Below are 14,334 nucleotides of genomic sequence, written 5' to 3' on the forward strand. Positions count from 1 at the left end.
CTTCTTTTATTCAAAAGACGCTGGGTCGAATTGTATTCCAGTTTCATTATTTTCCAAAAGCCAACCTCGTGCATCTAATTCGTTAATTACTTCACTCAAACTCTCTTTTTTTGCGTTTGAGTCAACTTTAATAATATAATTCCATAAGTCAGTTTTCTTTAATTGAGAATTACCATTTTGTGATTGATTTTTGGCATATTCCATTACTTTTTCAAGAAGTTCATTTGGTCCGAGCATATTCTATTTTTTTAAAATTCAAAAGTTTGATTTTTCTACTAAAGTTCGTTTTTAGTAAATGTTGGGTAACGTTGTTGTGTTATGGAAAGTTGCGTTTAAAGTGAACGGCTATTTTCCGCAGGAAAATTGATGTTCACAAAAAAGCAACTACTTTTGGTTAGGATAAAAATAAGCAATTTTTTATACACGGTGTTGGGCGTAGGTTATTTTATTTATCGATTTTTCTAAATTAAATCCCTAATTTACATTTAGAACATTTTTCGTTTCCTTAAAACTCTAAATTTTTCAACTTTTTCTAATTTGTCTTAAACCTTGAAATTTTAGTTCTCACAAAGTTTGGTTGCGTTCAATTTTTCGTTTTCTTAAAACTCTAAATTTTTCAACTTTTTCTAAATTGTCTTAAATCTTGAAATTTTAGTTCTCACAAAGTTTGGCTGCGTTCAGTTTTTCGTTTTCTTAAAAACTCTAAATTTTTCAACTTTTTCTAAATTGTCTTAAATCTTGAAATTTTTGTTCTCACAAAGTTTGGTTGCGTTCAATTTTTCGTTTTCTTAAAAACTCTAAATTTTTCAACTTTTTCTAAATTGTCTTAAATCTTGAAATTTTTGTTCTCACAAAGTTTGGTTGCGTTCAATTTTTCGTTTTCTTAAAACTCTAAATTTTTCAGTTTTTTCTAAATTGTCTTAAATCTTGAAATTTTTGTTCTCACAAAGTTTGGCTGCGTTCAATTTTTCGTTTTCTTGAAACTCTAAATTTTTCAGTTTTTCTAAATTGTGTAAAAATTAAATATTTTCCTTTTTTTTTGTTTAATTTGTCTTTAAAATAACAGATTTTTATAGCTTATCTGAGTTTCCTTTTAACTTACGCCCAACGTTGTTGTGTTATGGAAAGTTGCGTTTAAAGTGAACGGCTATTTTCCGCAGGAAAATTGATGTTCACAAAAAAGCAACTACTTTTGATTAGGATAAAAATAAGCAATTTTTTATACACGGTGTTGGGCGTAGGTTATTTTATTAATCGATTTTTTAAATTAAATTCCTAATTATTTTAATTTTCAATTTACATTCAGAACATTTTTCGTTTTCTTAAAACTCGAAATTTTTCAGTTTTTTCTAAATTGTCTTAAACCTTGAAATTTTAGTTCTCTCAAAGTTTGGCTGCATTCAATTTTTTGTTTTCTTAAAACTCGAAATTTTTCAGTTTTTTCTAAATTGTCTTAAACTTCTAAATTTTTGTTCTCCCAAAGTTTGGCTGCGTTCAATTTTTCGTTTTTTAAAACTCTAAATTTTTCAGTTTTTTCTAAATTGTCTTAAACTTCTAAATTTTTGTTCTCTCAAAGTTTGGCTGCTTTCAATTTTTCGTTTTTTAAAGCTCTAAATTTTTCAGTTTTTTCTAAATTGTCTTAAACTTCTAAATTTTTGTTCTCTCAAAGTTTGGCAACGTTCAATTTTTTGTTTTCTTAAAACTCTAGATTTTTCAACTTTTTTCTAAATTGTCTTAAATCTTGAAATTTTAGTTTTCACAAAGTTTGGCTGCGTTCAGTTTTTCGTTTTCTTGAAACTCGAAATTTTTCAGTTTTTCTAAATTGACTTAAAATTCAATATTTCACTTTTTTTTTGGTTAATTTGTCTTTAAAATAACAAATTTTTATAGCTTATCTGAGTTTACTTTTAACTTACGCCCAACGTTGTTTTGTATGGAAAGTTGCGTTTTAAGTCGACGGCTATTTTCCGTAGGAAAATAGGAGTTGACAAAAATGCAACAACCTTTGATTAAGCCAAATTTAGCAATTTTTTATACAAGGTGTTGTAAAATGCGTGTTTAATTTCGACTTTATAAGTTATAAAATTCCTATTTCTTTTTTCTCCTTTTTAGAGTTTCTGAGTAAATTCCTTAATTTTGATTTTTCAGCGTTTTCACAATTTTTTAATTCAGAATATGAGTAAACCTTTATTTTACTCTTAGAAATCTCTCAGCCTTTCTAAATTTGTCTTTAAGAACGAATTTCTCCGACTTTTGCTCAACACTTTGTCAATTCAGCGATTTTAGTTTCAAACAGTAATGAAGTTTCAAGTTTTTAGATATTTTCAAACAAGCTAAATTCCGCAAACTTTTTCCTTTTTTTTGCGTTTTAAAACTCCGAACGAAAAGAACTATTTTTCCTTTCTTAAAATTCTAAAAACCTTCTATTTTTTTCAAAATTTTGATTCACGAAAGAGTGTTTCAAAAACCTAATTTTTCAAACGTTTTATTTCGCTTTTTTGAGTTTTCAGACTTTAAAGCTAAATGTATTTTTAAATATCTGTTGTTCTTAAATTATACTTTCAGCTAGTTTTTTACAACGTTGTTGTGTATGGTTAGTTGCGTGTTTTAAGCGACTAATTTACTAAATAAAACACGAACCAAGAAAGTCCGTTTGGACTTTCGTAAATTGGCTAAAACCAGCAATTAATTATACACGGTGTTGTACACAGTTTTTAATTTCCCTTCCTTTATTTGTTCAATCAATTCGCATCTTTTTTCGGTATTACTTTGTTCTTTAAAATCTTTTCCAATTCTTACAAAATCATACGGAATATATTTGATTTCAGATTCTACAGTTTTTTCAAAACGACTTTCTCCATAGGCTAAAAGTGTGTTTTTTTCAGAAGTCTCCGAACTTAATAGTATTTGTTTTAATTCTCCATTTTTTTGTTTGGTAAAAACTCTAAACTTTGACCTGTCCATTTCTAATTCCGTTGGATAAAATGCAATTCCGTTTTCATCGAATATTATTTGCTCACGTCTATGTTTTTTTTCGAAAGTTTGACCAAAATCAGAATTGTCGATTATTATCGCTGTTCCTTTAAAATTTTCGGGTAGAATTATGTCGAATTTCTGAATGTCAGCAAAATAAAACGAAACGGAAGAATAGATTTTCGAAACTGGAACAAACAAAATTGCTGGTATTAAAATCCAAAGCAATTTTTGTTTAATTTTTAGATTTCCAAATAGAAGTATAATAATTCCAATAATATAAATTGGAAGTCCGATTATAAAACCGAAATAAATAAAGAATGGGATTAAAAATCCAAGAACTAATAATGATATTCCAATTTTGTCAATTTTGTTCATTTCTTAATCTCTGTTCGATTTTTTTTTAATTGTGTACAACGTTGTTGTATAAGCTTTGTTGCGTGGTTTCAGCAGTGAATTTACTAAATAAAACACGAACGGCGAAATTCCGGAGGAATTTCCCAAGTGAGCTAAAACCAGCAATAAAGTTTATACGGTGTTACCACCAGTTTTTTATTTCCACATTTTCTCAAATAATTTTGGACAAATCACTTTCATTGTTTCAGGTTTTTCGTCACTCCAAGTAAATTCAAAATTCTGATAATTTCCTTCGTTTGTTTTAAAATCGTCAGAAATATAATCATACAATTCCTTTCCTGTTTTATTTTCAAATGCTGTTAATGCAACATACCAAAAACTTTCAAAATCATAATAATCTTCTCCTTCTATAAATTCAGAAATTAAACTATCAGGGTTTTCTTTTCCTTTGTAATAGGTTTCTTTTCCTCTTGAAATTACCCAATTTCTAAAATACTCAAAACCATCATCAGAACATCCGCCATTCATTATATATCCAGCACACCACATTTCCGAATTATATGTGTCATAAAGGAATTTGTCAGTTCTTAATCGAAAACCAATGATTTCTTTTGGTGTCAATTTTTCAATTTCTTTTACTAAAAATCTTTCTTGAGAATCTTGATTATTTGTATTCTTAACGGATAAATTCACAATATTCCAGAATATTGTTTCATCTAACATTTCACTCGTTTTTTCAATTTCTTGATTATAAGTTTTTGGTAGTTCTTTCTTGGTTGTTTCTTTCTTTCCAAAAAGTTTGTCAAATATTCCCATTTGGTTATTGTTTTTCGTGTTTTGATTACAACTTAATATTAAAAAAAATGTAAATATTATTGTAGCGAATTTCATTTTCTAATTGGTGGTAACGTTGTTGTATAAGCTTTGTTGCGTTGATTAAGCAGTGAATTTACTAAATAAAACACGAACGGCGAAATTCCGAAGGAATTTCCCAAGTGAGCTAAAACCAGCAATAAAGTTTATACGGTGTTGTGGTGTCGTTTTTTATTTTTCCCTTCAATTCTTTATATATTATTCAGCTTTTTTGTTTTCCTAAATAGATTTTTTTGTCAGCTAATTTTATATATTGTTTCGGTTTGTTTCTTTTTCCAATTTTTGAAATTCATTTTTACAATTACTTCTTGAATTCCGTGTATTTTTTCTTTAAAATCAAGTTTCAATTCGTAACAAATTCCGTATTTTTCTAATACTTCTTCTATATTATTTTTCTTATGTCTTGCAGTTCCAAATTCCCCCTTAAATGCTCTTAGTTTAAAGCAAGCAACTATTATGTTTGAAACTCCGACACTAATTAGTCCAACTTTGTAATACCAAAAGTAAATAGGACTGAGCATCATTTTAGCAAAAGCACTACTTTTATAAATTAATAAAAATCCAACTATTATTAAAAAGAAAAAAGAAAATAGAATTGTGTTTTTCTTTTTTTTTATTGTTTCGAGTTCCAAATTAGCAATTTCTAATTTTTTCACAAATTTATTATCAAGTTTAATTTCTGGACAAGTATTCTTAAATTCAGGCTTTTTGTTAGTTAATTTACAAGTCAATCCTTTCTCAAGAGATGTTATTTCATTTTCACATAAATCACAATGTTTTGAGAAATTCATTTAGTTTTTAATTTTCGAGTGATTAATTCAGGTTTCTTGGATTCAATGTTGTAATGCACCACAACGTTGTTGTGTATGGTTTGTTGCGTGGTTAAGTAGTAAACTTAGCAATTAAAACACGAACCACGAAAGTCTGAAAGGACTTTCGTAAATAGGCGATTACCAGCAATAAATTATACACGGTGTTGGGCACAGTTTTTAGCTCGTTTTCTTATAATATTTTTCAGAATATTCCTTTAATAAACTATCAATATTTAATTTATGAGCATTAATAAATTCTTGAATTTTTTCATCAGACAATGAATCAATCTCATACTTATTAAATTCTTTAAAAAAACCTTTTATATTGTTTCTAAGGTTTCTCAATTTTCCCCTTTTCATTATTTCAACGTTATGAGTAAAATCAGCGTGATAAGAAACATTCTTGGTTGGTATTATTAATATTCGTTTAACAGGTGAATCATTATACTGATTTTGAAACCATCCACAATGAGTATTCATTTGTCCTATTTCGTGCTTATTTACTTCTTGTCTTTCAATTTTTACCTCACTTTTACACTCAAATATAAAATATTGATTTCCAACACCACACCACAAATTGTCAGGTCCTTTTTTGAACTCTTTGTCGGGTCTTTCACTTAGAAAACCGAGCATTAAACCTAATTCTTTTAAAGCTCGTTCAAATTTTTCAGCTGTTGTTCCAAACTCTAAATCTGATAATACTCCTTCTACAGATAACATTAATTCTTCAAAATCAGTGTGATTTTTTATCCAATCTACAATTCGTTTAGTTCTATTTTCATTGACATATTCTAATTTTTTATAAGTTATTCCTTCACTTGGTTTAAGTAATTCATTGTTTTTTAGAAATGCACTCTTTTGTAGTTCGTTAGAAACCGTTTTACTTTGTAAAAACTTGTATCGAGCCATTATTTGAAGATACCAACCTTTCTCACTATTATCAATGCAGTGTTTGTCAATTATTTGTTGAATTAAACTACTTGCTTTTTCGTAATTTCCTGTGTAGTTCAGAACTGCTGCTTTTCTTTCAAGTGTTAAAACATCATATATTTTGCTCAAATCATTATTGGGTTGAATTTTGTTCATTTCTTCTTTGTAAAATTGTTTCCAACCTTCGTCTCTTTGTAAACTTTGTTTCATAAGCGACTTGACAACATCAAAAGGCTCATTGTCATCTGAAACTTCATCAGATGCCATTTGAGCTATTTCCATACCTATTTCAATTTGTTTTTTAGTTTGTGGTGAAAAATATTTAATTGTTCTTGAACTTTTAATAAATTTCACTAAATCAGCACCAATAATAAGTATTAGACAATAGTCTTTTTCTCCTCGTACACTTCTTCCCAAACCTTGTTCAATTTTCTGAGCTATTTTAATGTTAATTGAGTCACTATTCATCCTATTAGATTCTTCATATCTATCAGATAGAGAATAGAAAAATGGTCTACCGTCTAAAACTAAAATTCTACAAGTTTCATCTGGTAAGTCTATTCCGTCATATCTATTTGCGAAAACGACAGTTTGTCTAAATTTAGACTTTTTTAGATGGTCAACAGCTGCTGAAATTTCGTTTGATTTTGGTACAATTGACTTTAGGTTTTCATATGTTTTAGACTTAGAGAAAGAGGAAACAAGAGAAACTACCCCATAATTCTTATCGGATGGTTTTGCAAGAGTGTTAACCATTTTGTCTCTATCTAAACTGTCATCAACTAAAGAAGGAATAATTAACATCTTTTCACCAGACCATATTTGACTTGGATTTTCCAAAGGGTTTTTAATAGCCTTAGAATTAAATCCAAGACCTTTAATGAAAAATGAGTCGTCTTGAGTAGTTGCTGACATCAAGATTCTTTGGTTGGCTTTATCAAAAGACGAGAATTTTTCGATTGGTATATGTATCGGTGTGATTTCAATATTTTGACCAGAAATAAAAGCTTGACAATTTTTGATACTATCTTTTATAAAGGGCCACGAAAACATTATTGATAATTCTTCGCGGTAATTAGATAGTATTTTAAGAACTTCTTCTGATTTGTCAATCCAATTCCAATAAGGTATTGGTAAGAATGAATTATAATCTCCATTCTCTATTTCTAAAAATGTTCCTTCTCCTTGTTCAGGTAAAGCGTCACTAAAAAGTTCTAATAGTTCTTTGTATGCAGAATGGTCACTATTTAAGCTAATTGTAAATGTATTTTTTATTGAGTCAATACAAGCGTGAGAATCATCCAGTATTACATTTTCAACAGGAATGAAGTCATTACCTAAACCAAAAATTGTCTTACCGTTAAAAACTTTCTGAACGTGTGTTATTAATATTTTTTCCCCATCCACAAATTCATTTGGTAAAGAATTGTCATCTCCAATTGTGCAATAACTAATACCAAATTTTTTTGCATCTCTTCTTACTTGTTGTACAAGATAAATATTTGGACAAATAAATAAACAAGGACCTTCTCCAGAATTGATTTTAGATTGAAGAATTAAAAGCCCTATCAAGGTTTTGCCTTCTCCAGTATGCAATTTTATAATTAAATCTTTTTCATTTTTACGGGATTCGAACCATTCAGAAAGTATTTTCTGTTGAGCTGGTCTCAAAGGACCTGCAACACTTCTTCTGTCTAATGAGTCATATATCTCGATTGGATTTGTTTTCTTTTCAATTTCAGATTTACTGAGTCTTTTTCTAAAGTCTACCATTTTTTTTTAAATTGTGCCCAACGTTGTTGTGTATTGAAAGTTGCGTTTTTAATGAGCGGCTATTTTCCGAAGGAAAATTGAAGTGAATAAAAATGCAACTGATTTTGGTAAGGCACTAATTTAGCAATTTTTAATACACGGTGTTGGCTTTTAGTGCTTTTTTGTTTGTTTCATTTTTCTTTTTGTTCAATTATTAATTCAGAAATTATGATTAATATTCTAAATTATTTTCCTTTTTTAATTATTTGTAAAAGGAAATAATATTCCTGATATGAATGATGAACCAACTTCTGTTACGACAAGGATCAACATTACAAATAGAAAGAATTTTTTCTTTGTTATATTTTTCATATTTGGATATTTCTTAATTCAGATTTTGAGTGAGAAATTTTGAGGATTGTAAATTCAATTTTCAGTTTAATTTATACATTGAATTCAGAATTTAATTCCGAAAACAACTTAAACAATTGGATGAATTGTTATTTCGAATGATTCTCAGAATTTGGAATTGTTGTTTTTTTATTGTAACGTTTTGCAATTAGAAAAGTAATAAAAATAATTGCTATTCCTGATAATGCTCCAAGTATTAACATTGTTCTATTTGATAATGTAATTTCTAAAAAATTCATATTTTATTGTTTTTTATATTTTCAATTCTTAATTTTAGTTTTAAACTACGATTTCTCGAGCATTAAAGCCAACGTTGTTGTATATGGTTTGTTGCGTGTTTCAAGCACCTAATTTAGTAAATAATTACCGACCAAGAAAGTCCGCGAGGACTTTCGTAAGTAGGCGAGAAGCCAGCAATAAATTATATACGGTGTTGTAAGTAGTTTTTATTCGGATTCTTTTTTATAAATCAAAACGTAATTTTTTTCATATTCGATTTTCATTATTGTATCTGTTAATGAAATTATTTTACTTGTAGAAGAATCAAGATAATTTCCTTTTTCATCTTCTTTCCATTTTTTACCCATAGCTTTTTGAGCTATAGCAATAAATTTTGCTTGTTCAGAATTTTTAGGAATAACCATTTCAAATTTAATTTCATCTTTTTTTAGCATTTCCCAATTCCCGTAATCTGTATTTTCTTTCGTGAATTTTTTCTCGTAAGTACCATCATTTTTAATAATAATATTTGGCCCACTTGCAACAATTTTCATTTCTTTCCCATTTGGGTATTTACGAATAACGTGTTTAATAGATTTATTTTCTTTGTCAGTAGATTTTATATAATTCCATTTCCCAATTATTAATTTATTAAAGGCTTTATTTTCTAATTTTTCAGAAAAATCCTTTTCGTGAATTAATTCTCCTTTTTCATTCCACCAAAACCATTTTCCAATATTAGTTTCGCTTAATAATTTTCCTTCAGACTCTTTTTGTCCGTTATTAAAGTACCAAGTCCATTTCCCATTAGAAGTTCCATTTTTATAAAAACCTCTCTTTTTTAATTTTCCGTTTTCATACCACCAAGTAAATTTTCCTTCTTCTTTATTGTCTTTGTATATTCCTTCTCTCAGTTTATTACCATTAGAAAACCAAGCTATCCAATTACCATTTTTTTTTCCTTTAACCATTTTTCCGGAAACTTCAATTTTTCCGTTAGGAAACCATTTTTTCATTTCACCGTTCAATTCTCCATCAGTGAATTCTGTAAATGTTTCTTTTTTGTTTTCAGAATAGAAGGTATAAGATTCTCCAGTAAAAGGAATCTCTTTTCCTATTTCATAATATTTACCATTACGATTTTCTAATTCAATCTTTTTAACCTGTGCTTGACTTGCTAATGTTATAAAAATTAAAATAACGTTTGTCAATATTTTCTTCATTTTCTATTGTTCTGGTAAATTACTTACAACGTTGTTGTGTATGGTTAGTTGCGTGTTTTAAGCGACTAATTTACTAAATAAAACACGAACCAAGAAAGTCCGTTTGGACTTTCGTAAATTGGCTAAAACCAGCAATTAATTATACACGGTGTTGTACACAGTTTTTAATTTCCCTTCCTTTATTTGTTCAATCAATTCGCATCTTTTTTCGGTATTACTTTGTTCTTTAAAATCTTTTCCAATTCTTACAAAATCATACGGAATATATTTGATTTCAGATTCTACAGTTTTTTCAAAACGACTTTCTCCATAGGCTAAAAGTGTGTTTTTTTCAGAAGTCTCCGAACTTAATAGTATTTGTTTTAATTCTCCATTTTTTTGTTTGGTAAAAACTCTAAACTTTGACCTGTCCATTTCTAATTCCGTTGGATAAAATGCAATTCCGTTTTCATCGAATATTATTTGCTCACGTCTATGTTTTTTTTCGAAAGTTTGACCAAAATCAGAATTGTCGATTATTATCGCTGTTCCTTTAAAATTTTCGGGTAGAATTATGTCGAATTTCTGAATGTCAGCAAAATAAAACGAAACGGAAGAATAGATTTTCGAAACTGGAACAAACAAAATTGCTGGTATTAAAATCCAAAGCAATTTTTGTTTAATTTTTAGATTTCCAAATAGAAGTATAATAATTCCAATAATATAAATTGGAAGTCCGATTATAAAACCGAAATAAATAAAGAATGGGATTAAAAATCCAAGAACTAATAATGATATTCCAATTTTGTCAATTTTGTTCATTTCTTAATCTCTGTTCGATTTTTTTTTAATTGTGTACAACGTTGTTGTGTAATGAAAGTTGCGATTTTTGTGAACGGCTATTTTCCGCAGGAAAATTGTTGTTTGCAAAAATGCAACTGCTTTTAGTTAAGCACTAATTTAGCAATTTTTAATACACGGTGTTGCAAGTAGTAGTTTTTTTTTCACAATTCGGGTTTCATATTTTCCAATTTCACTTTTTTCTGCATTTTTCATAAATTATTATATTCCTCTCTTTTTGGAATACAATTCAAATTTTTCGTGCTCGTGATTATTCCGCAAAACTGCTCAATTCCGAACGAAGCTCAATTCCGCAATTTTGGAAACCTTTTTTCCTGTTTTGAGTAAGGGAGAAAATTCCGCAAACGTGCTTAATTCCGAACTTTGCTAAATTCCACAATATTGGAAATTCCGCAATTTGATAAAATTTTTGATTCGCGAGTGAGTGTTCAGCAATTTTCAGTTTTCTCGAACTTTAAAAAGCAAAAAAATGAAGAATTTCGAACCACAATTTTATTCAGCCTGAGTTTTTTCCGCTATTACTTGCAACGTTGTTGTATAAGCTTTGTTGCGTTGTTTAAGCAGTGAATTTAGTAAATAAAACACGAACGGCGAAATTCCGGAGGAATTTCCCAAGTGAGCCAAAACCAGAAATAAAGTTTATACGGTGTTAGGCAACGTTTTTTTATTTCACATTTTAGCTAATAATTCACTCTTCTTTAAATTGAATTCATTTTCAGTTAAAATTCCTTGTTCTTTTAATTCCGCAAGTTTTTTAATAAGTTCAGGAATATTATTTTCGGTTTGAACAATGGTTTTATTTTCAGACTCTGAATTACCTATTTTTGAATTCACATATGTAGTAAATTCTTCAATATTTCCGTCATTTATCCATTTCATTTTAGCTTTATTTCCAGAAGCAAAAAATGTTATTGAATGTCCCATAAAACCTTTCGATTTCTCAATTGATGAAATGTTTTTAAGAGGAAACGATTCTAAATCATATCCAAATAGCTTTTTAGCGTAAAAGACAATTCGTTTTTCAGTCGCAACAAAAATTCCACTTCTTATAGAATCTTTTCCCATTAGTTTAATTTCGTAAGTTCCATAAATTGAAAACAGAATAGTTTCCTCTTTTTCTAAATGTTCTTTAACTAAAATTAATGATTTTTTATAGTTCGCCATATTTTTTTTCTTTCTTTCTTTTTCAATTTTATATTTCCTTCTTTTCTCGATTTCAACTTATGTTGCCTAACGTTGTTGTATATGGTTTGTTGCGTGTTTCAAGCACCTAATTTAGTAAATAATTACCAACCAAGAAAGTAGACTGCACCCAAAAGCTTAGACAAATTTATAATTAATTATTGATAATAAAGAGCTCTATATTCTACTGGGCTCATTCCATTTAAATTTAGTTTAATTCTTTCTGTATTATAATATTTTATATACTCTTTAATTTCTTTTTTCAATTGAATAATCGATATGTATTTGTTTAAATAAAATAATTCAGATTTTAAGATACCAAAGAAATTTTCAATTATTGCATTGTCTAGACAGTTTCCTTTTCTAGACATACTTTGTGTAATTCCTTTTTCTTTTAATAACCGTTGATATTGTTTCATTTGATATTGCCAACCTTGATCTGAATGTAATATAATGTTTGCTTGGTTAGGAACCTTCTTAAAAGACTTTTTTAGCATCTTAACCACTTGTTCGAAGTTAGGTCTTTCAGATAATTCATAACTAACTATTTCGCCATTGTATAAATCAATTATTGGTGATAAATATAATTTATTTCCAAAGACTTTAAATTCGGTAATATCAGTTGCCCATTTTGTATTAGGTTTGGTTGTTTTAAAATTACGTTGAAATATATTGGGTGCTATTTCACCTATCTGTCCTTTGTAAGATTTATATTTTTTAATTCTTATCAAACTTTTTAAACCTAATTTTCGCATTAATCTTAAAATTGTTTTATGATTTATAACAAGTCCTCTTTTGTTTATTTCTAAGGTGATTCTTCTATAACCATATCTTCCTTTATGATAATGATATATCTCTTTAATTAAGATTTTTACCTCTTCATATTTATCTGTTAATTGACTTCTTTTTTTGTGATAATAATAACTGCTTCTTGCCATATTGGTATGATTTAGTAATAATTCTAAACTATACTTATGCCTTAATTCTGTTATGGCTAGCGCTTTTTGCTTTGCGCTGCTAGAACTAAGGCTTGTAACTTTTTTAGCAAATCCAGCTCAGCTCTTAACGATTCATTTTCCAATAGAAGTTCATCTTCCCTTGTTAAAGGTTTATTAGACTTCTTTTTTGCTCTCTTAAATTCCATAGATCTAGGTCTTCCTCTTGGTTTATTATTTAAGCCTGTAATTCCTAGTTTTTTATAATTCCTTTGCCAATTCATTATTGCAGATTTGGTTGGAATATTAAACTTTAAACAAGCTTGACTTAAAGATAATGAATCATCTACAATAGATTCTAAAACTTTCAATTTAAATTTTAAGCTATATTCTTGATTTTCTCTAGGTAATAAACCTTTTTTACCATGCTTTTCATAAAAACTAACCCAGCTATGAAGAGATGTGTGATGAATACCGTTCAATAACGAAACAGTGGAAACTGCTTGATTTTTTTTTAATACTTGTTCTACACAACGTAGTTTAAAATCGTAACTATACTTGACTTTTCTTCCCATAAAAATACCCTCAAATAGTGTCTAACTTTTTGGGGGCAGTGTAAAAGTCCGCGAGGACTTTCGTAAGTACGCAAGAAGCCAGCAATAAATTATATACGGTGTTGGGTGCAGTTTTTATTCATTTCTATATTCTGTTATTATATCATCATCCATTTCGTAAGTGATATTTTCTTCTAATATTTGATAAGGGAATTCATATTCGAAATAGAATCTAATTTCAAATTCTCCTTTAAATTCTAAATTATTACTTCTGTTTAATTTTAGTTTTTCTTTTTCAAAAACTATGCTAATAGGTTCTTGAACGTCAGAAGTTGTAAGGTGAATTGATATTTCTGTATTAAATTTTCCAATTATTTTAAATCCAATTTGATTTTTAGAAATGTCAAAAATATGATAATCTAAAATAGTTCTATTAAAATGAATTATATGTGGTAATATATCTAAATCATATTTATAGAATAAAAGCTCCATTTTTACTTTAAGAGTAAGTTTTATTTCATCGTCAATAGTAGGCGTGAACTTATTTAAATTTTTTATTATAGAATTATAAATTAATTTCCTTTCTCCAAAAATTTCTGGATTCACGTTTTTAGCAACTTCTTCAAATATAAAATCAAGTTCATTTTTCTTTAATAAATAATTAGAATCTAAGAAATCGAAATCTGAATCTTTTGTAACAAAAAAAGCTTTTGATTTTATTTTCTTAAAATAATCTTCTGCAATCTTAAAAGAAATAGCATCTGGAAATTCATTTTTCTTATTTTCTTTGTCAAAAGGAGCTTTCGATTCGAAATAATTTTTCATAATATCTCCAATGTTAAAATTTTCTTGTGGATATATTATTTCTACTTTTGAAAACTCTTTAAATCTTTCATATTTATTTAAAAGTCCATTTTCAATATGATTTGGTTTTATAAAATCATTAATATCAGTTTCTGAATATATATTCTTTATAAACTTAAATTTGTTATTTAGAATACGATTTGTTTTGTTTAATTCTGATTTTAGCTCTTGTGTTTTCTTTTTAATATTTGACTTAACTTCTTCGTCAATTACATCTGTTAAATAGATTTGTATTTTATCTTCACTTGCAATTGTAGATAATCTATTCATTTTTGTTCCTTTGAAAAAATTCTCTTCAATTATAATCGAAGTGTCAATTATTAAATTTAGTTTTTCCATTTTTCTGTAATTGCACCTAACGTTGTTGTATAAGCTTTGTTGCGTTGTTTCAGCAGTGAATTTAGTAAAT

12 protein-coding genes are annotated in these 14,334 nt (G+C 27.9%); all 12 read right to left on the reverse strand.

Features of this window, described 5'->3' with window-relative positions:
• Window positions 1–6: 6 nt before the first annotated feature.
• Window positions 7–237, reverse strand: a complete 231-nt coding sequence (locus WHD08_RS17350) for a hypothetical protein (RefSeq protein ID WP_208889898.1) — start codon at window positions 235–237, stop codon at window positions 7–9.
• Window positions 238–2,685: 2,448 nt separating this feature from the next.
• Window positions 2,686–3,351: a hypothetical protein gene (locus WHD08_RS17355; RefSeq protein WP_340833040.1), complete on the reverse strand. Its 666-nt coding sequence runs from the start codon at window positions 3,349–3,351 to the stop codon at window positions 2,686–2,688.
• Between the two features lie 174 nt (window positions 3,352–3,525).
• Complete coding sequence (locus WHD08_RS17360) at window positions 3,526–4,146, reverse strand: DUF4240 domain-containing protein (protein ID WP_340833047.1); 621 nt, start codon at window positions 4,144–4,146, stop codon at window positions 3,526–3,528.
• A 293-nt stretch (window positions 4,147–4,439) separates the two neighbouring features.
• A complete protein-coding gene (locus tag WHD08_RS17365) occupies window positions 4,440–4,994 on the reverse strand; it encodes a hypothetical protein (protein WP_340833048.1) in 555 nt (184 codons plus the stop codon).
• Between the two features lie 198 nt (window positions 4,995–5,192).
• A complete protein-coding gene (locus tag WHD08_RS17370) occupies window positions 5,193–7,718 on the reverse strand; it encodes a DEAD/DEAH box helicase family protein (RefSeq protein WP_208889897.1) in 2,526 nt (841 codons plus the stop codon).
• Window positions 7,719–8,197: 479 nt separating this feature from the next.
• Window positions 8,198–8,347: a hypothetical protein gene (locus WHD08_RS17375; protein WP_165734437.1), complete on the reverse strand. Its 150-nt coding sequence runs from the start codon at window positions 8,345–8,347 to the stop codon at window positions 8,198–8,200.
• Between the two features lie 207 nt (window positions 8,348–8,554).
• Entirely contained in the window at window positions 8,555–9,550 is a 996-nt protein-coding gene (locus tag WHD08_RS17380) for a toxin-antitoxin system YwqK family antitoxin (RefSeq protein ID WP_218597735.1), read from the reverse strand.
• A 135-nt stretch (window positions 9,551–9,685) separates the two neighbouring features.
• Window positions 9,686–10,351, reverse strand: coding sequence for a hypothetical protein (locus WHD08_RS17385; protein WP_340833040.1), 666 nt, complete (start codon window positions 10,349–10,351; stop codon window positions 9,686–9,688).
• Between the two features lie 708 nt (window positions 10,352–11,059).
• The gene (locus tag WHD08_RS17390) at window positions 11,060–11,554 is read right to left on the reverse strand and encodes a PH domain-containing protein (protein ID WP_340833051.1); all 495 of its coding nucleotides are present in this window, start codon (window positions 11,552–11,554) and stop codon (window positions 11,060–11,062) included.
• A 176-nt stretch (window positions 11,555–11,730) separates the two neighbouring features.
• Entirely contained in the window at window positions 11,731–12,564 is an 834-nt protein-coding gene (locus tag WHD08_RS17395; protein WP_244183341.1) for an IS3 family transposase, read from the reverse strand.
• A 2-nt stretch (window positions 12,565–12,566) separates the two neighbouring features.
• Window positions 12,567–13,082: a helix-turn-helix domain-containing protein gene (locus WHD08_RS17400; protein WP_208889910.1), complete on the reverse strand. Its 516-nt coding sequence runs from the start codon at window positions 13,080–13,082 to the stop codon at window positions 12,567–12,569.
• 114 nt (window positions 13,083–13,196) lie between these two features.
• Entirely contained in the window at window positions 13,197–14,264 is a 1,068-nt protein-coding gene (locus WHD08_RS17405) for a PIN domain-containing protein (RefSeq protein ID WP_208889896.1), read from the reverse strand.
• Window positions 14,265–14,334 lie beyond the last annotated feature (70 nt).

The organism is Polaribacter sejongensis (assembly GCF_038024065.1).
Classification (GTDB): Bacteria; Bacteroidota; Bacteroidia; order Flavobacteriales; family Flavobacteriaceae; genus Polaribacter; species Polaribacter sejongensis.

Coding starts and splice junctions, on each gene's coding strand:
- WHD08_RS17385 (WP_340833040.1), bottom strand. CDS start 10,351: ATGAACAAAATTGACAAAATTGGAATATCATTATTAGTTCTTGGATTT.
- WHD08_RS17350 (WP_208889898.1), bottom strand. CDS start 237: ATGCTCGGACCAAATGAACTTCTTGAAAAAGTAATGGAATATGCCAAA.
- WHD08_RS17390 (WP_340833051.1), bottom strand. CDS start 11,554: ATGGCGAACTATAAAAAATCATTAATTTTAGTTAAAGAACATTTAGAA.
- WHD08_RS17405 (WP_208889896.1), bottom strand. CDS start 14,264: ATGGAAAAACTAAATTTAATAATTGACACTTCGATTATAATTGAAGAG.
- WHD08_RS17370 (WP_208889897.1), bottom strand. CDS start 7,718: ATGGTAGACTTTAGAAAAAGACTCAGTAAATCTGAAATTGAAAAGAAA.
- WHD08_RS17355 (WP_340833040.1), bottom strand. CDS start 3,351: ATGAACAAAATTGACAAAATTGGAATATCATTATTAGTTCTTGGATTT.
- WHD08_RS17365 (WP_340833048.1), bottom strand. CDS start 4,994: ATGAATTTCTCAAAACATTGTGATTTATGTGAAAATGAAATAACATCT.
- WHD08_RS17380 (WP_218597735.1), bottom strand. CDS start 9,550: ATGAAGAAAATATTGACAAACGTTATTTTAATTTTTATAACATTAGCA.
- WHD08_RS17375 (WP_165734437.1), bottom strand. CDS start 8,347: ATGAATTTTTTAGAAATTACATTATCAAATAGAACAATGTTAATACTT.
- WHD08_RS17400 (WP_208889910.1), bottom strand. CDS start 13,082: ATGGGAAGAAAAGTCAAGTATAGTTACGATTTTAAACTACGTTGTGTA.
- WHD08_RS17360 (WP_340833047.1), bottom strand. CDS start 4,146: ATGGGAATATTTGACAAACTTTTTGGAAAGAAAGAAACAACCAAGAAA.